At 61.1% G+C, this 24,842-nt stretch carries 17 protein-coding genes; 11 read left to right on the forward strand and 6 right to left on the reverse strand.

The window, feature by feature from the left end; translation table 11 throughout:
• Positions 1-80: 80 nt before the first annotated feature.
• The 3 genes from DN745_RS05775 to DN745_RS05785 all read right to left on the reverse strand — a co-directional run bounded on the left by DN745_RS05775 (position 81) and on the right by DN745_RS05785 (position 4,896).
• Complete coding sequence (locus DN745_RS05775; RefSeq protein WP_111332924.1) at positions 81-2,099, reverse strand: right-handed parallel beta-helix repeat-containing protein; 2,019 nt, start codon at positions 2,097-2,099, stop codon at positions 81-83.
• 145 nt (positions 2,100-2,244) lie between these two features.
• Positions 2,245-4,257, reverse strand: a complete 2,013-nt coding sequence (locus tag DN745_RS05780) for a hypothetical protein (RefSeq protein ID WP_133622047.1) — start codon at positions 4,255-4,257, stop codon at positions 2,245-2,247.
• A 36-nt stretch (positions 4,258-4,293) separates the two neighbouring features.
• Positions 4,294-4,896 (reverse strand): hypothetical protein, encoded by a 603-nt coding sequence (locus DN745_RS05785; RefSeq protein ID WP_111332927.1) that lies wholly within the window; start codon positions 4,894-4,896, stop codon positions 4,294-4,296.
• Between the two features lie 173 nt (positions 4,897-5,069).
• Here DN745_RS05785 and DN745_RS05790 point away from each other — a divergent pair, with 173 nt between their 5' ends.
• Positions 5,070-5,492, forward strand: a complete 423-nt coding sequence (locus tag DN745_RS05790) for a hypothetical protein (RefSeq protein ID WP_111332929.1) — start codon at positions 5,070-5,072, stop codon at positions 5,490-5,492.
• 20 nt (positions 5,493-5,512) lie between these two features.
• On the opposite strand, the gene pepF is transcribed toward DN745_RS05790, so the two are convergent.
• Together pepF and DN745_RS19235 are read right to left on the reverse strand one after the other, a co-directional pair.
• Positions 5,513-7,366, reverse strand: coding sequence for an oligoendopeptidase F (pepF, locus tag DN745_RS05795; protein ID WP_111332930.1), 1,854 nt, complete (start codon positions 7,364-7,366; stop codon positions 5,513-5,515).
• A gap of 207 nt (positions 7,367-7,573) precedes the next feature.
• On the reverse strand, positions 7,574-9,448 hold the full coding sequence (locus tag DN745_RS19235; protein ID WP_162687486.1) for a hypothetical protein: 1,875 nt from the start codon (positions 9,446-9,448) through the stop codon (positions 7,574-7,576).
• A 630-nt stretch (positions 9,449-10,078) separates the two neighbouring features.
• Here DN745_RS19235 and speD point away from each other — a divergent pair.
• The 10 genes from speD to DN745_RS05850 all read left to right on the forward strand — a co-directional run bounded on the left by speD (position 10,079) and on the right by DN745_RS05850 (position 23,852).
• Positions 10,079-10,507, forward strand: a complete 429-nt coding sequence (gene speD, locus DN745_RS05805; protein WP_111332932.1) for an adenosylmethionine decarboxylase — start codon at positions 10,079-10,081, stop codon at positions 10,505-10,507.
• Entirely contained in the window at positions 10,504-10,974 is a 471-nt protein-coding gene (locus tag DN745_RS05810) for a pyruvoyl-dependent arginine decarboxylase (protein ID WP_111332934.1), read from the forward strand. The genes speD and DN745_RS05810 overlap by 4 nt, the downstream gene beginning before the upstream one ends.
• Positions 10,975-11,123: 149 nt before the next feature.
• A complete protein-coding gene (gene speE / locus DN745_RS05815) occupies positions 11,124-11,957 on the forward strand; it encodes a polyamine aminopropyltransferase (protein WP_111332935.1) in 834 nt (277 codons plus the stop codon).
• Positions 11,954-12,856: an agmatinase gene (speB, locus tag DN745_RS05820; protein WP_111332937.1), complete on the forward strand. Its 903-nt coding sequence runs from the start codon at positions 11,954-11,956 to the stop codon at positions 12,854-12,856. The genes speE and speB overlap by 4 nt, the downstream gene beginning before the upstream one ends.
• Positions 12,857-13,049: 193 nt before the next feature.
• Positions 13,050-13,910 (forward strand): 3'(2'),5'-bisphosphate nucleotidase CysQ, encoded by an 861-nt coding sequence (gene cysQ, locus DN745_RS05825; protein WP_111337556.1) that lies wholly within the window; start codon positions 13,050-13,052, stop codon positions 13,908-13,910.
• Positions 13,911-14,041: 131 nt separating this feature from the next.
• The gene (locus tag DN745_RS05830; protein WP_111332938.1) at positions 14,042-16,453 is read left to right on the forward strand and encodes a glutamine--tRNA ligase/YqeY domain fusion protein; all 2,412 of its coding nucleotides are present in this window, start codon (positions 14,042-14,044) and stop codon (positions 16,451-16,453) included.
• A gap of 25 nt (positions 16,454-16,478) precedes the next feature.
• The gene (locus DN745_RS05835; protein ID WP_111332940.1) at positions 16,479-19,490 is read left to right on the forward strand and encodes a penicillin acylase family protein; all 3,012 of its coding nucleotides are present in this window, start codon (positions 16,479-16,481) and stop codon (positions 19,488-19,490) included.
• 67 nt (positions 19,491-19,557) lie between these two features.
• Positions 19,558-20,232 (forward strand): glutathione S-transferase family protein, encoded by a 675-nt coding sequence (locus tag DN745_RS05840; protein WP_111332941.1) that lies wholly within the window; start codon positions 19,558-19,560, stop codon positions 20,230-20,232.
• A gap of 435 nt (positions 20,233-20,667) precedes the next feature.
• Positions 20,668-23,196, forward strand: a complete 2,529-nt coding sequence (locus tag DN745_RS05845; protein WP_162687487.1) for an N-acetylmuramoyl-L-alanine amidase — start codon at positions 20,668-20,670, stop codon at positions 23,194-23,196.
• Between the two features lie 74 nt (positions 23,197-23,270).
• A complete protein-coding gene (locus DN745_RS05850) occupies positions 23,271-23,852 on the forward strand; it encodes a hypothetical protein (RefSeq protein ID WP_111332944.1) in 582 nt (193 codons plus the stop codon).
• A gap of 95 nt (positions 23,853-23,947) precedes the next feature.
• On the opposite strand, the gene DN745_RS05855 is transcribed toward DN745_RS05850, so the two are convergent.
• Positions 23,948-24,685 carry a Bax inhibitor-1/YccA family protein gene (locus tag DN745_RS05855; RefSeq protein WP_111332946.1) on the reverse strand — a complete coding sequence of 246 codons (738 nt, stop codon included), beginning with the start codon at positions 24,683-24,685 and terminating at the stop codon, positions 23,948-23,950.
• Between the last annotated feature and the right edge of the window lie 157 nt (positions 24,686-24,842).

Consider the following 24,842-nt stretch of genomic DNA (forward strand, 5'->3'; position numbering starts at 1 on the left):
TTCAGTAGCGCAGGGTAAGTGGTGCAGCGCGACCGCTCGGGGGAGAGGAGAGGTCGCGCTGCGCCGAAGTGAGGGAAGGCTTAGTTGGACGTGCCGAAGGCTTTGACATTCTCCTTCACGCCGTCGCGGCCGTCGGGGGCGTCGAGGGCTGCGACGCCGACTCGCCTCGCGCCGGCACCACCCGCACCGAATGCTGCGTTGCTGCTGTCGAAGGTGATGCCGGTCGAGTCGACGGTGGCGCCGTAGGTTGCCAGGCCAATGGCGTTGCCGCCCTGGCCGCCGGCGCCGTTTCCGCCGTGGCCCCCGTCGCCGCCATAGCCCCCGTCGCCGCCTTTGCCAGCCTTGGGGGAATCGGGGGCATCGCTTGAGGTCGGGGTACTGCTGCCATTTTCTTGTCCGAGGGCTCCGTAGCCCCCATCTCCGCCGTTACCACCCTTGCCCAAAATCACCCTGGATTGCTCAATATTGATCGCTGCGTCGAGCACAACAATCGCGAAAGAGCTACCGCCAGGGCTACCGTTTGTGCCCGCGCCCCCGGCGTATCCGCCATCGCCGCCGTCTCCCCCGGCGGTCCCTGCATAGAAGCAGGGAGGAAGCACAGTACAGGAGGAGAGGGTATCGGTGTGGTGATTGCCGCCCGCACCACCGCCGCCACCGCCGCCGCCGCTGGTCCCGTCGGTTGGGGGCGTGGCCAGCGCCGGAATCCAGGTACCCGTGGCGTCGAAATTGCCGAGCACACCGTCTGCCGGCAGGATGCCGGGTACGCCAGGGGTTCCCGGCGCGCCTTTTTTGCCCGGCAAACCGGACGCTGCATTCTCGTTACATTTATGCTGACCTCCAGAACCGCCAGTGCCGGCGTCTGTGGTGAAATTTTGGCCATGGGAGCCGGGATTCGCACTGCTAGCACCGGCGCCACACTGCCGGAAGTCGCTGGCCACACCACCGCCACCGCCTTCAGGGGCGGGGGCGCTCGTGAGCTGCGAGCCATCTGCGCCGTCGCTTCCTGCAGTCGCGACGCCGCCGCGTACCGTGGTACTCTGGAGCGTTAAGCCCGGTGCGTTGAGGGCATAGACCGAGAAGGTCGAAGCGCCGTCATTGGTGGCGTCGAAGCCCTCAATCGTGAGGTTATCGAGGGTGGTCGGGTTGGTGATGGCCTCGGCTTTGACGGTGATATAGGCCGTGGTCGTTGTGTCGAAATCACTGGCCGCCGCGACAATGGTGGTGGTCTCATTGGCGATGTCGCGCGCGAAACCACTGGCTTTATATCCGCCGTAGATGCTGATGCCATCTTTCAGGACGAGCGCGCCTTGGTAGGTGCCGCCGGCGACCTGAATATGATGGCGTCCGTTATCCGCCGCGGCCTGCAGCGCTGCGCTTAAAGTGGCGAGCGGGGCGTCGGGGGTGAAGCCGTCATTTGCCGTGTCGTCGCCGCTCGGGGCGACGAAGACGATGTCTTCGAGGATGCCGTCGACGCCGTCACAGTTGCCGTCGAGGCCGTCGGCGTCGATGGGGTCGTTCGGATTGGTGATCTCACATTCGCAGCCATCGCTTGTGTCGCCGTTGAGGTCAACGAAGCCCTCGAGGCAAAGATTGGAGTCGACCTTGCAAACCCCGCCCGTGTCGGGGTCCGGCGCGCAAAGGGGCAAATAATTCAGGTTCGTCGCCGTGCAAACGGTCCCGCAGGCGCCGCAGTTTTCGAGGTCGGCGCTGAGGTCGACCTCGCAGCCGTTGGCCGAGTCGGCGTCGCAGTCGGCGAAGCCGTCGTCGCAGGTCAGGACGCAGGTGTTGGTCGTAGTGTCGCATTCGGCGTTTTGATTTGCGTTCGATTCACAATCGTCGTCGACCTGGCACGCGGGGTCATCCGGCGTGGTGTCAGCGTCTTCACCGATCGCGTCTGCGTCCTCATTTGTGGTGTCTGGGTCTTCACCCGCGGTGTCTGGGTCTTCACCTGCGGTGTCGGCGTCTTGGTGGCCTGCATCGGAAACACCAGAGTCGAGCGTGCGGTCGTTTCGCGACGCCGGCGCGTCGCTGCAACCTGAGAGGGCAAGAAGAGAGATGAGTATCGACAGAGTTAGATGACGACCAGTAATTGTATACATGATTTGGTTTGCTCCCGCAGAATTGGACGAAATATGAGATTGTATCTTATCCTTAGCACTGCTTTAAATGGAAATTAAAGTTTCATAAAAAACACCCCCGACCGCGTCGCGGTTCGGGGGTGTGGGGCGGGGAGCTCCGTGAGGCTTAGTTTGATGTGCCGAAGGCTTTGATATTCTCCATCACGCCGTCGCGGCCGTCGGGGGCATCAGCGACGCCGACTTGCGTGGCGCCGGTGCCTCCTGCGCCAGCTGCGGCGTTGCTGTCGTCGAAGGTGACGCCCTCAGTGCTGACCGTTGCGCCGCTGGTTGCCAGGCCAATGGCGTTGCCGCCCTGGCCGCCGGCGCCGTTTCCGCCGTGGCCACCGTCACCGCCGTAGCCACCGTCGCCGCCTTTGCCTGCCTTGGGGGAATTGGGGGCAGTGCCCGAGGAGGGGGGGCGGCTGCCATTTTCTTGTCCGAGGGCTCCGAGGCCACCATCTCCGCCGTCCCCACCGTTGCCCAAAATCACGGTGGATTGGTCGATATTGATCGCTGCATCGAGCACAACAATCGCGAAGGAGCTACCGCCAGGGATGCCGTTTGTGCCCGCGCCCCCGGGGTATCCGCCATTGCCGCCGTTGCCCCCCGCGGTGCCTGCATAGAAGCAGGGAGGGGAGAAAGTGCAGTTAAGTACCGTATTCGTTTCGTAATTGCCGCCGGCACCGCCACCGCCGCCGCCGCCGCCGCTGGTTCCGTCGGTTGGAGGCGTGGCCAGCGCCGGAATCCAGGTGCCTGTGGCGTCGAAATTGCCGAGCAGACCGTCCGCCGGCAGGATGCCGGGGACGCCAGGGGTTCCCGGCGCGCCTTTGTTGCCCGCCACTCCGCCCGCGGCATTTGCGTTGCATTTATGGCTACCTCCAGCACCGCCGGTGCCGGCGCTCTGGGTGAAGTTATCTCCATGGTGGCCGGGGTTTGCATCGCTGGCCCCGGCGCCACATGGCTGAAATCCACTGGTGGCACCGCCGTCGCCTCCTTCCGGGACGGGGAGGGTCTTGAGCCGCGTGCCATCTGCGCCGTCGTTACCTTTGGCCGCGACGCCGCCGCGGACCGTGGTATTCTGGATCGTCAACCCCGGTGCGTTGAGGGCATAGACCGAGAAGGTCGAAGCGCCCTTATTGGTGGCGTCGAACCCCTCAATCACCAGGTTATCAAGGGTGGTCGGGTTGGTGAGGGCGTCAGCTTTGACGGTGATATAGGCCGTGGTCGTTGCGTCGAAATCACTGGCCGCCGCGGCGATGGTGGTCGTCTCATTGGCCAGGTCGCGCGCGAATCCATCGGCTTTAAATCCGCCGTAGATGCTGATGCCATCGTGCAGGTTGAGCGCGCCTTCGTAGGTGCCGCCCGCGACGAGGATGTGGTGGCGATCGTTGTCGGCCGCGGCCTGCAGCGCAGCGCTTAAGCTGGCGAGCGGGGCGTCGGGGCTAAACCCGTCATTTGCGGTGTCGTCGCCGGTCGCGGCGACGAAGACCGAGTCGGCGAGCACGCCGTCGACGCCGTCGCAGTTCGTGTCGGTGCCGTCGGCGTCAATAAGGTCGTTGGGATCCTCGATTTCGCATTCGCAGCCATCGTTTGCGTCGCCGTTGAGGTCGGCGAAGCCCTCGGCGCAAAGATTGGAGTCGACCTTGCAAACCCCGACCTCGTCGGGGTCCGGTGCGCAAAGGGGCAAATAATTCAGGTTCGTCGCAGAGCAAATGGTGCCGCAGGTGCCACAGTTTGCGGCGTCGCTGCTGAGATCAACCTCGCATCCGTTGCTTGGGTCGCCATCACAATCGGCAAAGCCGTTGTCACAGGCAAATTCGCAAAATTGGGTCTCCGGGTTGCAGAACCCGCCCTGGTTGGCCCCGGCGGCGCAGTCGTTTGGGCTCTCACACGGGATGCCGGTGGAGGCATCCGCGTCGTCTGAGGTATCATCGGCGTCGGCGTCCTCCGCGTCGGCATCGTTTGCGTCGGCGTCCGGTGTTTGGGTATCTTGGTCGCCGGCGTCCTGAATATCAGAATCACCCGTGTCTTGGACGATATCGGTTGCCTTTTGGGAGGGCGAATCGTCACTGCAACCCGCGAGTGCCGCGCAAAGGCAGATAAAGGTAAGGATCAAAGATGTTTTTCTAAAAGACATCATAAACTCCAGTTCGATTAATGATGGGGTCAATCCAAATCAGCCAGGATCCTCGCTGGGAACACAATCCGCGTCCGCGCTATCGCCCGCGTCGGTATCGGCGCGCTCGTAGCCCGGCTGGCACTCGTTATATGCACACCGATATGTGGGGGTAGTCGTGTTGTTTTCGTTCGGGGTGTTCTCCTCGCAGGCGGGGATGCGATTGGAGTTGTCCTCGGGGCACGAGGTGGCGCAGTCGCCGCAGTGGGTGACCGTATTTAGCGCAAAGCACTTATCGGGCTGCGCGGGGTCGCAAGCTTTATAATTATCCTTGCAAGAAAATGCACAGGTATTTGTACTGGTTAAGCAGGTAAATCGCTGCCCCTCAGTCGCATGCGGTTCACAATCGCTGACATCCGAGCAGGTGACTCTTCCGGCGTCGGCGGTCGTATCCACGCCATCCTGAATAGCGTCGCTTGCATCGGTATCAGGGGTTGTCGAACTCGCGTCTGTTGGGGAAGCATTATTCGAGTCAGCGCGGGCATCCATCGCGGCGTTCGCGTCATTGCGCGCCTGCGGCGCATCCTCGCCCAAGATGCAGCCCGAGAGCAGCGTGAGCACCGTAAGTAGAAGGGTGTATTTTTTTATATTTTTATATCGCATTGGGGCATCTCTAAACGAACAGATTAAGTCAGCTTTTCAAGCAGAAGACTATCGCGCTGCTACAGACAGGTCAAACTTCTCAATATAAAGTAGCGCATGGCTAGACAAGATGGAACTTTCGCGCGAAACGCTTAAGATCTGATCACCCACACGATACCTCATTTGGAATCACGATGCCCGAGAAGATGAGCGCCGAAGAGCAGGAGCTAGAACGCAAGCAATTATCAGTGCTGCTCTGGTGGTATTGGTTCGGAATCGTGGCGGCGACCGCGGGGGAGTTGGCCTTCGTGTTTTGGTCGAGCGCCGGGGCGAGCGGGCCTACCGGCGGGTTGTCGAATACGACGCTGGTGGTCGGGGTGATGGTCGCTTTTATGTGGCTGGGGGTCGCGGTGATCTATAAGACCCGCTTTGGCGGCAACGGCGTTCCGACCGCGTTTTTCTGCTGGATGCTGGCCAAGGGCGGGGCGATCTTGGGGTTGGTGACGTATTTTTTGGACCCGAATTGGCAATTTACCTTCGCGCTGGTGGGCGGGTTTTTGGTCATCATGGGGCTCCTGCAACCGCCGGTATTTTTACCGGAGCCCCTCGATGACTAGTCGCGCTTAGGCGGCGAGGCTTATTCGGCCTGAGCCAGGGCGTCGAGCTCCTTTTCGAGCATGCCGACCAGGGTGTCGAGCTGGGTGACGACCGCCTCTACCGTGGAGGGTTCGCTCAGATCGACGCCTGCGGCTTTGAGCAGCTCCATGGGGTGGTCGCTGCCGCCGGCGCGCAGCAAATTCAGGTAGCGCTCAACCGCTTCGGCCTGGCCTTGGCCCTCGTCGAGGACCTCGCGCACAAGCTTGGCCGAAGACGCGTAGCAGGTCGCGTATTGATAGACATAAAAGGGCGAGTTGAAGAAATGCGGAATCCTCGCCCAGGTCGCGGCGTAGAGCGGGTCAAGCTCGGCGACGTCCCCCAGATAATGCTTCAGCCGGCTATAATAAACCTCGTTTAAGACCTCCGCGGTGATCGGCTGGTCTTCCTCGGCGAGTTGGTGGGCGCGAAGTTCGTAGTCGGCAAAGAGCGCCTGCATATAAAAGGTGCCGACGATGCCGTCGATGGCGTGCTGCAAGAGCACCGCGCGCTCCACGGGGTCTTCGGTTTGGCCGAGCATATACTCGAGCAGCAGCGCTTCGTTGAGCGTCGAGGCGACCTCGGCCACAAAGATCGTATAGTCCGAGGTTGCAAAGGGCTGGGTCTGGTTCGCGAGCAGGGTGTGCATCGTGTGGCCAAGCTCGTGGGCCAGGGTGAACACGTCCGACAGGGTGCCATTATAATTGAGCAGCATATAGGGGTGGACGCCGTAGACGCCGGCAGAATACGCGCCTGAGCGCTTGCCCTTGGTCTCATAGACATCGATCCAGCCGCCCTCGAGCGCCTCGCGGATCTGACGTTGATAGTCCTCGCCCAGCGGGGCGACCGAGGCGATGATGGTCTCGGCGACCGCGTCGTATTCGTATTCCAGGTCGAAATCGACCAGCGGGATCGAGCCGTCGTATTGGTCGTATTTCTCCAGCCCGAGCACTTTTTTGCGCAACGCATGATAGCGCTGCAGCGGGGCGACGCCGGCGGCGGCGGTCTCGACCAGGGTCTCAAGCACGCTCACCGGGACGTTATTTCCGTCGAGCGCGGCGTGCACGGCGCTGTCGAAATTTCGCGCTCGCGCGCTGGCGGCGCCGCGCTGGCAGATGCCGTTATAGAGGGAGGCGTAGGTGTTGGCCTTGTCCTGGTAGATGCCGTACATCGCCTCGAATGCTTTTTTGCGATCCTCCTGGTTGCGGCAGGTGCGCAGCAGGCGGGAGTAGGCGGCGTGGCTGACCTCGACCTCGCTGCCGTCGCTGAGCTCGACGGTGTTGAACTTCACGTCGGCGGTCGACAGCGCCCGGTAGGTCTCGCCGGGGTTGCCGTTAAAGCGGCTAAAATAGGACAGCAGGCGCTCGCCTTCCTCGTCGAGCACATGCTCTCGCTGGCGAAAGACCTCGCCGATCGGGAAGCGATAGTCCTTGAGCGCGTCCTCGGCGTCGACCCAGCCGCGCACCGTGTCTTCGTCGAGGGAGACCAACTCGGGCTCAAACCAGGCCGCTTTGGTGCCAAACTCGGCGAATAAATTCTGCACATTTTGGATGCGCGCGAGCAGCTCATTATTGCGCTGGTCGGTGTCGTAGCTAAGCTGAGGGTAGCGGAAGATCTTATAGGCCATCATCCCAATCTGGTCGTTGAGTTGATAGGCCTCGAGCATGCGCTCGGCGCCGTCGCCGAGCGTTCCCTTCATTGCGACGAATTTGTCCATCAGCGCACGGCAGCGCGTGATGTCTTCGTCCCATGCCTCCCAATTGGGGTAGATGTCGCCAAGGTTCCATTTGTGGCGCTCGGCGATGTCGGCGCGCTCGGGGACGGCGTTGGCGGTGGATTTCTGCGTGGCTTCGCTCATCTATTTGCTCTCATTTTAGGTGGACCGCGGAGTCTCAAACATCGGGTATTACGGATGGAAATTCTTAGCAAGCAAGCCCGAAATAGACAAACGAGAAAGCCCCGGGCCGGCAGAGCAGAAAACCCCGCCGGCTCGCCAAATAAGTTGGCGAGCCGGCGGGGTTTTTAGCGGAGCAATGCCAGGGGGCATTGCTTCAGCGCCTTGAGCTTAGTCGAGGCAAAGAGCGTTGCCGTCCAGGGTGACGGCGGCGGTCTTCACCTGCTGAGTGCCGGTGCGCGTCTGCCAAACGGTGACCGCGTTGGTGTCGGTGATGGCCACCTCTGCGTTGTCGAGGTTGCTCTGGTTCGAGGCGACGGTGGACATATCGGCGATCAGGGCCGGGTTCTGGGCGTCGAAGGAGGACGCGACCAGGTTGGTCTCGGTGTTGGACTTGGACACCCAGGCGATGGTGGTCTGGTCGACATAGCCGTCGCTGTCGGTGTCACGTCCGGCGAGGGCCGGCGCCACGCTGTCGTTGATGGCGTCGGTCAGCACGACCTTGGTGCCGATGGTGTTCGTGGCCAGGTTGATCGTGCTGGCGACCAGCACGCGGTTGCTGAAGCGCTTCTCGGGGAAGACCGCAAGGACTTCGTTGGCGCCGGTCTGCACGATGTCGAAGTCGCCGGTGAGCTGGTCCGCGTTGCTGGTGGTGAAGGAGCCGGTGGCGACGCCTGCCGAGTCGTAGAGGTTGCCGGCAAAACGCGTGGTCGTGGCGCCACTGGAGTTGGGCACCAGGTTCCAGGTGAGCAGCAGGCCGTTATCCAGCGCGAATGCGCGCACGGTGGCGTTAGTGCGGGGCTCGCCGACGTCGAGATTCAAGATATTAATCGAGTTAGGACGATCGTTTACGCGATAGTGGATGCCGGCGACTTTGGGCTTGGTGACCAATCCACCGACCTTGTCGACGATGCCAACGAGCACCGCGCCGTCCTGATAGGCCGCGGTAATCTGGTTGAGCTTGTCCGATGAGAGGCCGCTTCGGAAGAGTTGGACCGACGCGCCGACCGGGCTCAGCGTCGGGCTCACCGGCTGAACATAGACGTGTCTTCTGATCGTGCCCAGGGGCCCCGCGTTATCTCCCCAGATGATCTCATATCCCTGGGGGGTGGTCACCGCGGTGATAGGAGCGGCGGTGTCAGCCTCACGGGTATATTTATCGCCAACGGGTTTGCCATCGCGGTCGATATGCTGGGCCGCGAGCGTGCTCTCGTCCTCTTCGAGCCACACGACGAGCGAGGTGGCTCCGGCGGGTGCGCCAGCGGCCGCGTCAATGACGGTGGGGCTGTGGGGGCCGATATTTTGGTAGGCAACACGGTTGCTGGCGTTACCGAGGGTTTCGGCGGTCGGCTCGGCGTCATTCGCGCCCACGCCACAGCAGGCGTTGTCGACGATGCCGTCGCAATTGTTGTCCAGCCCGTCGCAGACGCGGCCTTCTTCCGGGTCGCTATTATAGTCGGAACCGTATTCAACTTCGGTGCAAGCCGCGTAATCTACGCCGTCGCAGGTCGTGGTTTGGGTACCGGCACACACGCCTTCTTGAAGGGCGCAATCCTGGCCGATCTCGGAGCCGGATTCATAGCACTCGTCGCCGCCGCTGCCGTCGGAGTCGCCACCGCTGCCGTCAGAGTCGCCGCCGCTGCCGTCGGAGTCACCGCCGCTGCCGTCGGAGTCGCCGCCGCTGCCGTCGGAGTCGCCGCCGCTGCCGTCGGAGTCACCGCCGCTGCCGTCGGAGTCGCCGCCGCTGCCGTCGAGGTCACCGCCGCTGCCGTCGGAGTCGCCACCGCTGCCGTCGAGGTCACCGCCGCTGCCGTCGGAGTCACCGCCGCTGCCGTCGGAGTCGCCACCGCTGCCGTCGGAGTCGCCACCGCTGCCGTCGGAGTCGCCGCCGCTGCCGTCGGAATCACCTGCATCGGCTTGATGGCCGGTGTCGAAATGTGACTTCAGGGCGACATCGTCGCCACTGCATGCGCTAAGCGCCAGGCTGGCGGCTAAGAAGAGTGCTGCTAATTTGGGTGAGGCTTTGAGCCACGTCGCGGTGTTCATTTGCTTTTACTCCATTGTTCGAGTTGGTGCTCGCAAGAACTTATTATAATGCGCGAGATTAACGTTTGGTTCGACAAGCAATAAGAGGCCCCCAGCGGGCATCGTTGCGCGATCGATATCCCGACATCAATATTGAATGTCAAATATTCAATAGGGTTTTATCCTGTCTTTTGCGCCCGCCCTGATAACCGTGTGATCAAGAGTGCCGCTGTAATATTTCAGAAATGGCGGATTTTCGCAACCCTGGCGGATCGGTTCCCGCTAAATTTCCCCGCGGAGCGTGCCCGGTAGTCCGCCGAATACTCGAGTTGATTGAGGAGGCGGCATGAAAAATGCTGGGTTTGCAGTTTTTGATATGCCGAGGGCGTGGTGAGGAGGGGAAGCTAAAGTGAAGAATAACTTTCGTGGCTCGGTGTTTTAGCTTTGACATGAGGTCGGTTCGGGTGTAGGCTGCTTCTCCTAAATTCGTTTCCCTCGTCCTGAGGGCCCGGGTTTAGGTCCTATTTCCTGCCACGCTACGAGTGGCCCCAGACACAACCTATTGTCCCACAAAGATGCGCTATCTGAGGATTGCTGATCCCAAAGACAGAAGGGCGTTGTCTCCGCATTAACACGAGGAGGACCCTGAGGATGCAAACATACGGTCGGCATTTGCTGATGGAGTACCAGGGCTGTGATCGCGAGATTTTGAATAATCCCGAGCAGCTAAAAGAATGGATGTTTCGTGCGGCCCAAGCTTCGGGAGCGACAGTGGTCGCCGATGTCTTTCACTCTTTTTCACCCTGTGGGATGAGCGGAGTGCTCGTCTTGCAGGAATCGCATTTGTCGATTCATACATGGCCGGAGAATGGATACGCGGCCATGGATTTCTATACTTGTGGGGATTGCGATCCCTTCGAGGGGCATCTTGTTTTATGTCAGGGTTTGAAACCTGCGCATTTCGAGATCATGGACGTGAGCCGCGGCGCGATTGAAGACGCCAACAGCCTCCAGGTCCAGGATCACACCGTTGACGCCGGCAATTTTGCCGCCAAGTTGGCCGCGGGAGGACAGCGATGATTTTCACACAACCTACGCATTATTTTATCGTGTCGGGTCACGCCGAGGGGTATTCCTCGCTTAACGCTTTCGACCAGGCGTTGCTTGAGTCGGGTGTCGGTGACACCAACCTGGTGCGCATGAGCTCGATTCTGCCGCCGTCCTGCCAGCGCATTGAGCGCATCGCGCTTCCCTACGGCGCGCTGGTGCCGGTGGCCTATGCCGATATGACGTCGAGCGTGCCGGGCGAAGTGATCGCCTCGGCGGTGGCCGTCGGGATTCCCGCCGACCCCGAATTGCCCGGGCTCATCATGGAGCACCACGGCGTCGGGACGCTGGAAGAGATCGAAGCGCAGGTGCGCGAAATGGCCGTGCAGGGCATGGCCTACCGCAACCGCGAAATTCGCGAGGTCGTCTCGATCGGCGCCGAGCATGTCGTCGAGAAACACGGTGCTGCGTTCGCCGGCATCGTCCTGTGGAAATTATAATTCAGTCGAAATAATCACGATCGCGGGGCGTCTCAGCACGCCCCCTTCGTCCGGATATGGTGCGCCTTCTTAATGAAAGGAGAGGGCGCGCTCTGTCTGGGCTTTCGGCATCTTTTTGCCTCGATTTGGCAGAGTCTGGAGGGTTTATTATGGCGCTTTGGTACGACGAAGTTTTTGAAAATTCCCTGCGTTGCGGCCTCAAGGTCAAGCGTACTTTATTTAGCGACCAGAGCGCGTTTCAACGCGTCGAGATCGTCGAAACCGAGTTGCTCGGGAAGGCGCTGGCCTTGGACGGCCTCTGGATGACCGCGCAGGGCGATGAGAAGACCTATCACGAGATGTTGGTGCACCCGGTGATGACCACCTCGCCGAGTATCCGCCGCGTATTGATCATCGGCGGCGGCGACGGCGGCACTGCCCGCGAAGTGCTTCGCTACCCGGAAGTCGAGCATGTTGACCTGGTCGAGATCGACGGCATGGTCGTCGATGCCTGTAAGGAGTTTTTGCCCGAGATCGGCAGCGCCTGGGACGATGCGCGTCTCCATGTTCACATCGATGACGGCATCAAATGGTCGCGCCGCACCGATGTCGCGCCCTATGATGTCATCATCATCGACGGCTCCGACCCGGTTGGCCCGGCGCAAGGTCTCTTTGACCTTGAGTTCTATCAAGGCTGTGAGAATCTGCTGGCCGACGACGGCGTCTTCGTCACTCAGAGTGAGAGCCCGGTGCTCTTTCGCGACGTCCACCTCGATATGATCCGCGTAATGAAGGGTACCTTCAAAAACGTGCACCCCTATTATGGGACCGTAACGATCTATCCGGGCGGTAGCTGGAGCTGGACCTACGCGTCGAAATCGGTCTCGCCGCGTGATATTATCCGCGAGCGTGTAGATTTCATCTCGGAGTTCACCGAGATCTATAACGAGGATATTCACCACGGTGCGTTTGCGATCCCCAACCACATTCGGCGTGCGCTATGAATCGACTTTCATTTGCTGATCTGAGTTTTGGAGACGACAGCGCGCCGCTCTATATCTCGGCGGCGCGCGCGGTGGAGTTCGAGCCCGGCACGGCGGTGGTTTTTGGTGCCGCCTATGACGGAACGACCTCCTTTCGCCCGGGCACCCGCTTCGGGCCGGACGCGATTCGTCGGGTGAGCGACGGTCTTGAGACCTATTCGCCCACCCAGCACGCGGACCTCGAGGACGCCGCGATCCTCGACGCGGGCAACCTCGACCTGCCGTTCGGCTCGCCGGAGCCGGCGGTTGATAGGGTGGCCGAAGCCGTGAGCGAAATCCTGAGCCGGGGCGGGCGACCGGTGATGCTCGGCGGCGAGCATTCGCTGACCGCCGGCGCGGTGCGCGGCGCGCTTGAGCAGCACCCCGACCTGGTCGTCGTGCAGCTCGACGCCCACGCCGACTTGCGCGCGGATTATCTTGGCGAGAAGTTCAGCCACGCGTGCGCGATGCGCCGCTGCCTGGACCTTTTGGGCGGAGCCGACGCGCCGGGCGAACACCGGCTTTTACAGGTTGGCATCCGCTCGGGAACGCGCGAGGAATTCACCGAATTGCGCGAATCCGGCCGCTATACGTCGCCCGAGGGCGTCGTGTTGGCCGAGCGGGTCGCCGAGTTCGGTCAGCGTCCGGTTTATTTGACGGTCGACCTGGACGTCTTCGACCCCGCGTATTTCCCCGGCACCGGCACCCCGGAGCCCGGTGGCATCGATTGGGCGGACTTCGAGCAATTGCTCGCAGCGCTGTCCAACCTCAATATCATCGGCTGCGACGTCATGGAGCTTGCTCCCCAGCTTGACCCCACCGACGTCTCGGCGGTGCTCGCCGCGAAGGTCGTGCGCGAGTTATTGTTGGCGATGCGCTGAGTGTGCTTAGAATAGCCCCGCGAGAGCGGGGCTATTTTTTTGCCTAAAAATAGGCCGTCGAGAGCCATCGGTCAGGGCGCGCGTGCCCGGGGAAGATATCCTGCGAGGTTGCGCGTTGAGCGCGCGAAGCTGTATTGGAAGGGGGAGCTTGTTTGGCGCGCTTGGCCGCGATTCAATCTGTAACGGGATCTTTATGAAACGCCACACCCAGAGTCTACTCAACGCCCGCGCCGCCCGCGAGGTCGCAAAGATCTGTGAGCGCGCCGGCGATGCGATCATGGAGCTCTACCAGAAACGCAATATTGGCCTGCGCTTTAAGGCGGATGATACCCCGGTGACGAAGGCGGATTTCGCGGCGCATCGGGTGGTGGTAGACGGGTTGCGCGCCTTTGCTCCGGGCATCCCGGTGCTCTCGGAGGAGTCGGTGCGAATCCCCTGGCGCACGCGCCAGGCCTGGGATGTCTATTGGTTGGTCGACCCGCTGGATGGGACCAAGGAATTCGTCAAAAAGAACGACGACTTTACCGTGAATGTGGCGCTGATTCGCGACGGAAAGCCGATCATGGGCGTTATCTATGCGCCGGTCTACGGGCTTACCTATTGGGGCGTGCAGGGGATGGGCGCCTTTAAAGAGACCGCCCAGGGTTTTGCGCCCATTGGTGTGTCCAGGCGCGCCATTCCGCGGATCGATGCCCCGGCGTCGGATAAGACGAGCCCCCTGTCGATCATCGTGAGTCGCTCCCATATTCGCGGGGCGAACGCGCAATTTATGACCGATATGGAGCAGATCTATCGGGCGCCGCGGTTGCTGCGCGTGGGCAGCTCCCTGAAGCTGTGCATGATCGCCGAGGGCAAGGCCGACGTTTATCCGCGGATGGGGCCGACCTCCGAGTGGGATATCGCCGCCGGCCAATGCATTTTAGAGCAGGCCGGCGGGGTCGTTCACAGGCTTGATGGCGAGCCATTAAGCTATAATAAGGCGAACCTTTTGAACCCGCATTTTATCGCGCGCGCCCCGCAGGTTGCGCTGCCAGCGGCGCTCCAAATGGGCTGAAATTTCCGGGTGCATCCCACCCAAAATATGTTAGACAGTTGCGTCGGTTTGAGGGCGCTATCTTGCGATAGGTTTTCGAAATCGTAGCAACGGTGAAGTCGTCAAATAAAACATTTTCAAAGAAAAGAAATATGTCTTCAGAGAAAACAGAAGAAGGGCGCACCAACTTTATCCGTACGATCATCGACGCGGACCTGGACGCCGGTAAACATCAAGAGATCGTGACGCGCTTTCCGCCGGAGCCCAACGGGTACCTGCATATCGGGCACTCGAAGTCGATTTTACTAAACTTCGGCATCGCCCGGGACTACGCGGCGCGCGGCATCCCGGCGCGCTGTCATCTGCGCTTTGACGACACCAACCCGGTGGCCGAAGACATTGAATATGTCGAGTCGATTAAGGAAGACGTGGCCTGGCTTGGCGGGGAGTGGGGCGAGCATATCTACTTCGCCTCCGACTATTTCGAGCAGATGTATAATATCGCGGTCGACCTGATTCGAGAGGGCCGCGCCTATGTCGACAGCCTGTCGCTTGAGGAGATTCGCGAGTACCGCGGCTCGCTGAGCGAGCCGGGCAAGCCGAGCCCGTATCGGGACCGCTCGGTCGAGGAGAACCTCGACCTCTTCGCGCGCATGCGCGCCGGGGAGTTCAAGGACGGCGAGCATGTGTTGCGCGCCAAGATTGACCTGGCCAACCCGAATATGCTGATGCGCGACCCGCTGCTGTATCGCATCCGTCACGCCACGCACCACCGAACCGGCGACGATTGGTGTATCTACCCGATGTACGACTTCGCCCACGCGCTCGAAGACGCGTTTGAGCACGTCACCCACTCGCTTTGCTCGCTGGAATTCGAGAATAACCGCGAGCTCTACGATTGGATGGTCGAGAACTCGGACGTGCCGTCGCGTCCGCATCAATACGAGTTCGCGCGCCTCAATATCAATTATACGGTGATGAGTAAGCGCAAGCTGCGCCAGCTCGTCGAGAAAGACCTGGTGCACGGTTGGGACGACCCGCGCCTGCCGACCATCGCCGGGCTTCGCCGCCGCGGCGTGCCGCCCAGCGCGATTCATAGCTTTATCGATATGGTGGGGGTGGCGCGCGCCAACTCCACGGTCGACGTGCAGATGCTTGAGTACGCCATCCGCGACGACCTCAATATGAAGGCGCCGCGGGTGATGAGCGTGCTGGACCCGCTTAAGGTCGTGCTCACCAATTACCCCGAAGCCGAAGACGGCGAGGCGGCGGTGGAGTGGCTCGACGCGGATTATTTCCCCCGCGACGTGCCGATGGACGGCAGCCGCAAGGTTCCGTTTAGCCGCGAGCTTTATATCGACCGCGCCGACTTCATGGAGAACCCGCCCAAGAGCTTCTGGCGCCTGGCGCCGGGGCGCGAAGTGCGGCTTCGCTACGGCTATTTCATCACCTGCGATGAGGTCATCAAGAACGAGGCCGGCGAGGTCGTCGAACTTCGCTGCAGCTACGACCCCGAAACCCGCGGGGGCGAGGCGCCCGACGGGCGAAACCCGAAGGGCACGATTCACTGGGTGTCGGCGTCGCATTCGCGGGAGGCCGAGGTGCGCATCTACGACCGGCTCTTCTCGGTCGAGTTCCCCGAGGCGGACCCGGAGCGTGACTTCCTTGAGTTTGTGAACCCGGAGTCGCTGCGCATCATCAAAAACGCGCGCGTTGAGCCGAGCGTCGTCGACGACCCGGCCGACACCCGCTATCAATTCGAGCGTGAGGGTTATTTCTGGCAGGACCCGAAGGACTCCTCGACCGAGAAGCTCGTCTTCAACCGCATCGCGGCGCTGCGCGATACCTGGGCGAAGAAGCAAAAGACGCCTGAGAAACCGGCGAAGGTGGTCGAGAAAAAGGCGAAGTCCGCAAATGATGACGCGGACTCGAAATCGAGCCGCCGTCGCCCGAGCAAGAAGCCCGCGTCCTATGAGCGCGACCAGGCGCGCGCGCAGGATGCGTCGCTGGCCGCCCGATTCGAGAGCTACCAGCAGGATTATGAGCTGTCGCATGACGACGCTGATTTGCTCAGCGGCGATCTGGCGGTGGCCGAATTCTATGAAACAGCGCTTGAGACTTATAATGAGCCGCAGACCGTGGCGACCTGGTTCGTCAACGAGCTGCTCCCGGAGCTGTCCGAGCGCGAGCTCGAACTCGGCGGCATCTCCAAAGAGTTGCTGACGCCCGAAGGCGTCGCCCAGCTTATCAAGGCTTTCGCCGACGAGCGGGTGACCAATCAGATCAGCCGGCAGGTTCTCGGCATGATGCTCGACACGGGGGATATGCCCGAGGATATCATCCGCGAAGAGGGCCTTGAGCGGATCACCGATACCGGTGAACTCGGCGCGCTGATCGACGGAATTCTGGCCGAGAACGAAGACGCGGTGACCCGCTACGCGGCGGGTAAACGCAAGCTTCTCGGCTTCTTCGTCGGCCAGGTGATGAAGGCCAGCGGCGGCACCGCCGACGCCGGACTCGCCCGGGAATTGTTGCAGCAGAAGCTGCCCGAGCCGGCCGAGTAATAGATGCCGCTAAATTGGGAAGACGATGATGCGAAATTATCTGCTGCGTGGGTTCATCTTGTGTGGGCTCGCGCTTGCGGGTTGTTCCGAGGGTTCGAATCAGCGTCTTCCCAATCATGACACACCTCATAGCGACGCCGGTCGTGACGCGTCGTCCTCGCCCGAGGGCGACGCGCAGCTGAGCCTCGACGCAGGCCCAACGTCCGACGCGGACGCCAGCAACCCCGATATAGATCTCGCCCCTGACCCGCTCGTGGGCGACCCCGATATCCGGGCGCAGCTTCGCCGCCCGGTGAAGGTGATGACCGACGCATTCGGCATGCACCATATCTTCGCCGAATCCCTCGAAGACCTCTTTTTTATCAACGGATATACCTACGCGAGCGACCGTTTCGCGCAGATGGAGTTCTACCGGCGCCTCGCGACCGGGACGCTCGCGGAGATCTGGGGCGATGCCTCAGTGGATGCGCGGCGCAGCGACGTGATGATGCGCTCGCTCGGGTTGAAGCGTAGCGCTGAGCGCTATCTGCGGGCCGAATATGACCCGGATTCGCAGTCCTCTCAGGCGTTGATGGCCTATTGCGCCGGGGTGAACGCGTTTCTGGCCAAATACCGGGCGGGGGAAGTGGCGCTCCCCGGGGGGATGGCCGAGGCGATGCCGCCCCATGCGCTGCCAGACTGGCAGCCCGCCGATGTGATGGCGGTGTCGAAATTGCTCGCCCTTTACTTGAGCTATTCGGCGCCGACCTGGATTGAGTGGCACGGGTTGCGCCAGAAGGTCCTCGACACCTTTGCCCCCGACGCCCCCAGCGGCGACTTCGCCGCGCGCCACGGGTTCCTCGCCGATGTCCTGCGCCTGGCCCCGGCTGCCCACACGACCCATATCGACGGGCTTCCCGCCGGAAATAGCAGCGCGATAATTTTGCCTAATACCTCCAGCGCGCAGGCGCCCGATGTCAGCCCCAAATTGATCGAGCGGGCGTTGGCGCTCCACGAGGGTTTGGACGATTTAGAGGGCATGGGCGAGCTGGATATTTTCGGTCGCCGGGGCGCGTTGAAGGTGGGTGGAAATAGTTGGGTGCTTGGTGGAGAGCTCACGGAGTCGGGCAATCCGACGGTGGCAAATGACCCGCATCTTGGGCTCGGGTTGCCCACGATATTCTATCCGATTCATATGGAGCTCAATGATGATATAGACGGGCGCGCGCCGCTGAAGTTGGTCGGCGCGGCGCTGATGGGGCTGCCTGGCGTGGCGCTTGGGCGAAGCGATGCGGTCGCCTGGGGCGCGTCTGCGAGTCAATACGATTATAGCGATGTCTACGCAGAAGAGGTCCGTGGAGACTCAGACGCAGCTGAGATTCCCACCGTGCTATTTGAGGGGCTGCAGGTTCCGGTTGAGCGAATCACCGAAACCATCAAAGTGGGGAGCGCCGGGGAGGTGAGCGAGACGCTCGACCTGGTGGTGGAGGTGGTGCCGCACCACGGGCCGATTCTTCCGACGCTTGAAGATGGTCGGCCGCTCGTGCGTCGAAGCGGCCAGGCGCTGTCGGTCAAATGGGCGGGGCTTCGGGCAAATAATGAGATGGATTTTTTGATGGGGTTGTGGCGCGCGAAGACGCCGCTTGAAGCCGAAGCCGCGCTGAATCAGCACGGCGTTGGATTTGGGAACTTCGTATTTGGCTTTAGCTCCGGGCAGATCTTTTATTCGGGGCAATCCGATATCGCCCGGCGCCAGGTGGACGCGCTCAATTATCATCCGCGCAACAACCCTCGGGGCAACGCGCCCATCTTCATTCTGCCTGGGAGCGGCGGGGCGGAGTGGAGTGGTCTGCTCGACGACCGGCGCATCCCCCACGCTTATAACCCCCAAAAACGCTTCATCGTCATCGCCGACAATGACCCGACGGGCGGCGCGCTCAATAATAATCCCTTCGACGAACTCTATTATATTGGGGCGTTTTTCGACGTCGGATTTCGCGCCGAGCGCATCACTTCCCTGATCGAGAGCGCGACGGCCTTCGAGCAGACCCTGAGCGTCGACGCGCAGATGGCGATTCAACATGACGCGGTCGACCCGCTGGCCGAGCGCGTCGCGCAACGGATGGTCAACGCCATCGACGTGGTCACGACGGCGAGTCTTCACGGTTCGGATGATGAGGAAGTTAATGTATTGCTTGACCTTTACGCCGGTCGAATTGACGTATTGGTTGAGTACCGCGACCTCCTCGACGCCTGGGATTATGCGGCGCCGGCGACACGATCGCCCACCGGCCCGGATCGCGGGCGCAGCGCGGCCGCGAGCCTATTTAACGCGGCGATGGTGGAGCTGCTCAAAGCCGTCTATGCCGATGAATTTGATAAGCTCGGCTATTTTGCGGCGGGCGAGTTTCGGTTTGCGGGCGCAAGCCAACTTCTGATTCGCTCGCTCGTTTATCTATTGGAGCAGCCAGAAGCTGCGCAGACCTACGACCCGAGCCTTCGCGACTCCCGAATTTTTGACGACCTACGGACGCCAAATTTGGACGAAACGCGACTCAGCGCGTTGGTGCATTCGGTGGTTCGTGCGGCGGATAGATTTGCGCGTAGCGCAGCGCTTGGCGAGGCGCTCGGGCGCGCGATTCCGTCGCCTGGATCAGCGAGTTATTCGGACTGGGTTTGGGGGCGAATGCACGGCGTCGCGCTGGCGGCGAGTCTGCCGACGCCTTCGGACACCTACGCGCGGCCGGGCGCGAGCGCGCGCCAGCCGTTCTTTGGGCACGGGGGCGCCGAGTTTTCGATAAAACGGTGCCCTCATGGCTTTAATGACTTCAACTTTAGCTGCGACACCGGCGCAGCGGTACGGATGCTTCACGTGATGAATGCAGGTGATTCCGTGAGCTATATCGCGATCCCCGGAGGCTATTCCGGGGACCCGGCAAGTCCGTTCTATATGAGCGAATTCGACGGTTGGCGCGGCGCTCCGGCGCGGAAGGTTGAGATAAATGAGAATCTTCTTGACGCGAATGGAGCGGGGACGATAGTTTACGCCCCGTACTGAATTTTTGTGTAGCTGTGAGCCGCCAACATCTGTTGAATACTTCCTCATTCATTAAAATGGAGCGCTGATGACGACCGCCGATCTGACCCTTTATTATGCCCCGCGAACCCGCGCCTTCACCGCTCTTTGGCTGCTCGAAGAACTCGGCGAAGACTACGTGTTGGAGAGTTTTGACCTGTCGACGGGCCGGCATAAGCAGCCGGATTATCTCGCGCTTAATCCGATGGGAAAGGTTCCGATGGTGGTCGACCGGGGCAGGGCGGTGCCCGAGATCGGCGCTATCGCGATCTACCTGGCCGACCTCTATGCGGAGGGCGGGTTGGCGCCTGGGGCGGATGACCCGAAGCGCCCGGATTATTTGCGCTGGATCTTCTTTGCGAGCGCGATAATTGAGCCAGCGCTCGGCGAAAAACTATTCGGTTGGACACCGGCACCTTCGAGCCTCGCCTGGGGATCGTTTGATGAGATGGTGCGCGTCGCGACCGACGGTGTTTCGCAGGGAGATTGGCTGCTCGGCGAGACGTTCAGCGCGGCGGATATCCTGGTCGGCGCGGGCCTTCGCTTTGGGATGATGTTCGGGGCGCTGCCCACGGACGGACCTATCGCCGATTATGTCGCGCGTTGCACGAGTCGCGAGGCGTTCAAGAGGGCGTTGGCGATTGACGAGCGCGAGGGGGAGCGATTCTCGCCACAGGCGTCGTCGGAGGTTGAGGCGGGCGAGGATGACGGCGGGAATTCGTAACACCGCACGCCTACAATCGCGCCGCCACTTTTCGAATTCCTAGGGCGGCGCGGCGCTTTCATTGCGTCGAAGCGGATGGCTACGAGTGGGCAGTTTGGTCGGCGCGATGCGCTTGGCCCGGGCGGGCTGATTTGCGTTTTCTGTGGTGAGTTGTAGCGCGGCCGTGCTGATGTAGGTGCATGTAGCATAGGGTGTGACCTATGGGGACATTCCCCCCCATTAGGGTAATGGGTGTGACAAGATGTCGCTGGTCTGGGGTCTAAATGTTCTTCAAGTCGAGAAAGTCCCCTATTTTATTGGCCCACTCAGCCGTTCTTGTCGAGATGAAGAGATGAGTGAGATTGATGTGGCACTCTACTTGCATTATTTTATAGCTGGATGGGTAATTTTTGGTCAGCAATACTTCAGCTGAGAACACATATGACAGCTCAGAATATGAAAAGATGGCGATATCTGGTTTTTTTGCTCGTCGGATTCGTCGCCGTTGGCTGCGGGATGGCCGACGACGACTTGCCACTGCTCAACGAGGAAGGCCCTGAGTGGGAGATGCGTCGTGGAGAACTGACCGACTTTTGCTCGGTGAGGGTCGACGGATATGGCACGCTGAATGTCGAGGATGAATACCTGGCGAAAGTCGTGACCTGTGAGAACGAGGGGGCGCCAATGGAGGCCCTGAAGGCGCAGGCGATTGCGGCGCGAGGATACGCAAAATACATTAACGAAGTTGAGGGACGACCGCTGTCGCCGACAGTTCGCGACCAGGACTATCGTTGCAATAAACCGGTGTCTGAGCGCGCTCGCCAGGCGGTCCGTGAGACGTCCGGCCAGGTCCTGACGCACAATGGCAAGTTAATCCTGCCGTTCTATGTCGCGGGTTCCAGGAACGTGAACTCGCGCACGTGCATGGCATCGGGGACCGCCGGCACCCAAAAACACGTGACGTATAATCAGGGGCGCATCGGTGGACGCGTCAAACCGTCGTCGCTGGGTTGGAGCAGAAGCCCCGCGAACCGCGGCGCGATGTCGCAAAACGGGGCCAATTGCCTGGGCAATAATAATTATAGCCACGAGCGCATCCTTCGCTTCTTCTACGGCGACGATATTCGTATCGCTCAATTGGGCGGTGCCTGCGTCGACACCAGCGGTGGCTCCAGCAGCAACCCCGGCGGCGAGAATAATCCGATTGGCGAAGTTGAGAGTGATAATACCTGTGACGTCAACAGCGCCGACCCGACCATCATCACCCGTTCTCAGTGGGGCGCGCTTCGTCCCAAATATAACCGCCCCAAGCATACGCCGAAGCAATTCACGATCCACCACACGGTGACCTCGAATAACGACTCGAATCCGAAGGCCACCATCCGCCAAGTTCAGCGTGACCATATGGCGCGCGAGGGCGGCACCTGGGCGGATATCGGGTACCACTACCTGGTTGACCAGCAGGGACGCATCTACGCTGGCAACCCCTCGGATCGCGTCGGCGCGCATGTCGCCGGGCAGAACACCGGCAAGCTCGGCATCTCGTTTTTGGGCAATTATAACTCGCGCCAGCCGACCGAAGAGCAATTGGCGGCCGCTGGGAAGTTGATCCGCTATCTTGGGAAAAAATATAATATTGATGTCAGCGGCAACGTGATTTCGGCGCACCGTGACCACGGCTCGACCGAATGCCCCGGCTCAAACCTCTATGCGCGTCTGGACCGCATCCTCAACTATGCCCGTGGCGAAGACGCGAGCTGCGATGATTCCTCGGGCGGCGGCACCTCGGGCGACACGCCTACATATCGTTATGTGCGCGTCCGCGCGATGAGCGACTGGCCCATCGGATATAACGACACCGTCCCTGGCTTCGAGCTCGACAGCGTCTCGGTCTCGACCGCTGATGGGGCTTCGCGCATGGCCAACGCGGTGCGCTCCTCCGAGAATGCGGTTCGCCCCAGCGCCGCCCTGGGACGTCCGGACAATACGACTTGTGACAACCGCTCCTCCACCGTCGCGGGAATCCGAACCTCAGGTGAGATCGTGCTGAGTATCGACGGGGGTTTCAGCCCCGGTGATACCATCAACGTCGTGCAGTCGAATTATGGCAGCATGAGCGATTGTGCGGTGAGCGGAACGGCACAGGTTGCCATCTCCGCCGACGGCGCGACCTGGACGGTTGTCTCCGAAGATGTCCGCGGCAACGCGGCGCTTCGAGTCTCGAATACCTTTGTGAAATTTGCCGAGCCCGCCCATGGCAGCACTCAGGAGCCGACGGTTCGCTTCTCGGTTAACGCCTCGGCGAACGTCTCGCGCGTTGAGTATATCGCAGACGGTAGCGTGACCATTGGGTCGAGCACCGCCAAGCCGAATTTCGCGATTGAGTATACCTTCAACTATATGCGCGTGCACCCGGTGGTCGCCAACGCCTACGACGCCAATGGCAACCTTATCGCCACCGACACGATTGAGATCATCACCGAGCAGGGCAGCGGGGGCAGTGGCTCCGAGTCGGCGTCGACGCTGGGACAAGAGAGCAGCGTGTGCTCCCCGGTCGGCAACGGCGGAGGCGCCGCACGCTGCAGCAACGGGCGGGGCGGCTATAGCACCGGCTCATGTTGGAAATTCGTCAAGGCCGCGATGATTCGTGCCCAGGTGGCGACCCGCGCTGATATTGACCGCCTGGCAAGCGCGGTTGGCATGAGCGGCTACAGTGTTCAGGTCTCCGCTGCCGGATTCAAGCGCGCGGCGGACCGCGCCTCGGCCAGCACGCTGGCTTCCACTGTTGGGCTGAAGAAAGTGAACACTCCGCCCACCCAGGCTCCTCGCGGCGCCGTGATTGCATGGGGCGCTGGCTGCATGGGAGCCCACGCGCGCTACGGGCATATCGAAGTTTCGCAGGGCGACGGTTATGCCTGCTCGGACTATTGCGGCCGCATCCGCGGCAACCCGAGCTGCGCGAGCGTCTACGTCCCGACCAACTGAGTCGGCCTGAACACGGGCGAAGAGCCCGAATAAGTTGTTTATAATTTGATCAACGATTGATAGAAGGCGAGACCATGAAAAACTCGACGATGCTCCGGATAGTCATCTTTGCCGCGGCGCTCACCCTGTCGCTGGGCGCGGCTGCGTGTGACACGAGCAATAAGAAGCTTACAGCCGGCAATAACACCAACACCGAGACCGCTAAGCCGGACACTGGCTCCGGAGATGAGGCCGACACCGGTGGCGTCTCGGACGAAGAGGGCGAAGGCCACGGCAAGGAGCCCGGTGAATACGAGCTGCTCGAGCCTGGATTTATGAACGGCTCTTGGCGAGTGGCTGAGCCCACTCAGGATGCGCCCGTCGCGTATTTCGATACCTTCCAGGACGAAGGCGACTCGGAGGTGACCGGTGATTTCGTTATGGGTAACGCTCTCTATGAGGGCGGCATTGACGGGCAGTCGGGCGAGATCGCCGTCGGAAGCTTCGACGGAACGACCCTCACGCTGAAGTGGAACCCCACCACCGACCCGGACGAGATGTTTACCCTCGTGGCGACCAAGACGACCGAGGACCACCTGCAAGGGAAGATCACCGCCGATCGTAATGTTGAGTTGGACTACGCAGTGAGCGTAACCCGTCAGATGGACGATGAATAAGTTTAGGCGATAGCGCCTGACGCAAAAAAACGCCCCGCTCAGACGCCGATATCGGCGCTTGAGCGGGGCGAATTCGTTAAGCGCTAACCGCTGTTTCAGTCGCGGCCCATCACCAGGCTCAGGATATACCAGAACATCATCGCGATGGAGGAGAACAGCGCAAGCGCCGCGGCGACATGCTGGTCGGTGCGATAATGATGTAGCACGTTCGAGGTATAGTAGACCACATAGCCAGCCGACAGGCCGACCATCAAGATCGAGAAGCCAAGCCCAAGGCTAAAGCCGAAGCGCACACCGGCGACGATGGCGGCCATCGCCAGGGCGCTCATCACCACGAGGCCAGTGCGAAGCGCCGAGAAGTCGCGTTTAGATACCAGGACAAAGCCGGTCAACACGCTAAACACCGACAGGGTAATCAGCGCCGCGGTCGGCAGCACATGCGCCGAAGAATAGAACGCGGCCATATACATCATCGGCACGAAGACCACCGCGTAGCTCACCACGCCCAGCGTCAGCCCGAGGTATTGCATGGGGCGCGAGTTCATATTGCGCGCCCACCAATCCGCGAGCATGCCGGTGCCGATAAAGAGCGCCATCACGATCAGCCAGGAGAAGCGCCCGCCGACCATCATCTTAATAAGTGGCTCGGCAATCGGTGAATTGATGAGCAGAGTGGTGAACGCGACGAAGAGCGCGATCGCCCCGCCCAGATGCAAATAGGTGCGCCGCATAAAGGCCAGGCGCTCGTCCAACACGGCGCTGGCCGCGTTGGCGACGCCGCCTCCGTAATACGCGCCGGGGTCGTGCTCGTTATGATATGGGTGCTGGGTCATGATTTGTTTCCTATCAAAAAGAAGTGAATGGGCTGTTTAGTCGCATCTTGTCCGACGCTTTTCGATTCGTTGGGAGCCGTCGAGCGCTCGCACAGGAGAACCAAATTGTGCGCGTTTCTATTCAAAGAAGATACGCTCTATCATTGGGCGATATTCG

The sequence above is a fragment of the Bradymonas sediminis genome (assembly GCF_003258315.1).
Lineage (GTDB): Bacteria > Myxococcota_A > Bradymonadia > Bradymonadales > Bradymonadaceae > Bradymonas > Bradymonas sediminis.

What these genes read in the sequence shown, in the direction of transcription:
- DN745_RS05855 (WP_111332946.1), bottom strand. Translation starts at nt 24,685, where the DNA reads ATGACCCAGCACCCATATCATAACGAGCACGACCCCGGCGCGTATTAC.
- DN745_RS05785 (WP_111332927.1), bottom strand. Translation starts at nt 4,896, where the DNA reads ATGCGATATAAAAATATAAAAAAATACACCCTTCTACTTACGGTGCTC.
- DN745_RS05775 (WP_111332924.1), bottom strand. Translation starts at nt 2,099, where the DNA reads ATGTATACAATTACTGGTCGTCATCTAACTCTGTCGATACTCATCTCT.
- DN745_RS05845 (WP_162687487.1), top strand. Translation starts at nt 20,668, where the DNA reads ATGAAAAGATGGCGATATCTGGTTTTTTTGCTCGTCGGATTCGTCGCC.
- speD (WP_111332932.1), top strand. Translation starts at nt 10,079, where the DNA reads ATGCAAACATACGGTCGGCATTTGCTGATGGAGTACCAGGGCTGTGAT.
- DN745_RS05840 (WP_111332941.1), top strand. Translation starts at nt 19,558, where the DNA reads ATGACGACCGCCGATCTGACCCTTTATTATGCCCCGCGAACCCGCGCC.
- pepF (WP_111332930.1), bottom strand. Translation starts at nt 7,366, where the DNA reads ATGAGCGAAGCCACGCAGAAATCCACCGCCAACGCCGTCCCCGAGCGC.
- DN745_RS05835 (WP_111332940.1), top strand. Translation starts at nt 16,479, where the DNA reads ATGATGCGAAATTATCTGCTGCGTGGGTTCATCTTGTGTGGGCTCGCG.
- speE (WP_111332935.1), top strand. Translation starts at nt 11,124, where the DNA reads ATGGCGCTTTGGTACGACGAAGTTTTTGAAAATTCCCTGCGTTGCGGC.
- DN745_RS05780 (WP_133622047.1), bottom strand. Translation starts at nt 4,257, where the DNA reads ATGATGTCTTTTAGAAAAACATCTTTGATCCTTACCTTTATCTGCCTT.
- DN745_RS05850 (WP_111332944.1), top strand. Translation starts at nt 23,271, where the DNA reads ATGAAAAACTCGACGATGCTCCGGATAGTCATCTTTGCCGCGGCGCTC.
- DN745_RS19235 (WP_162687486.1), bottom strand. Translation starts at nt 9,448, where the DNA reads ATGAACACCGCGACGTGGCTCAAAGCCTCACCCAAATTAGCAGCACTC.
- speB (WP_111332937.1), top strand. Translation starts at nt 11,954, where the DNA reads ATGAATCGACTTTCATTTGCTGATCTGAGTTTTGGAGACGACAGCGCG.
- DN745_RS05790 (WP_111332929.1), top strand. Translation starts at nt 5,070, where the DNA reads ATGCCCGAGAAGATGAGCGCCGAAGAGCAGGAGCTAGAACGCAAGCAA.
- DN745_RS05830 (WP_111332938.1), top strand. Translation starts at nt 14,042, where the DNA reads ATGTCTTCAGAGAAAACAGAAGAAGGGCGCACCAACTTTATCCGTACG.
- DN745_RS05810 (WP_111332934.1), top strand. Translation starts at nt 10,504, where the DNA reads ATGATTTTCACACAACCTACGCATTATTTTATCGTGTCGGGTCACGCC.
- cysQ (WP_111337556.1), top strand. Translation starts at nt 13,050, where the DNA reads ATGAAACGCCACACCCAGAGTCTACTCAACGCCCGCGCCGCCCGCGAG.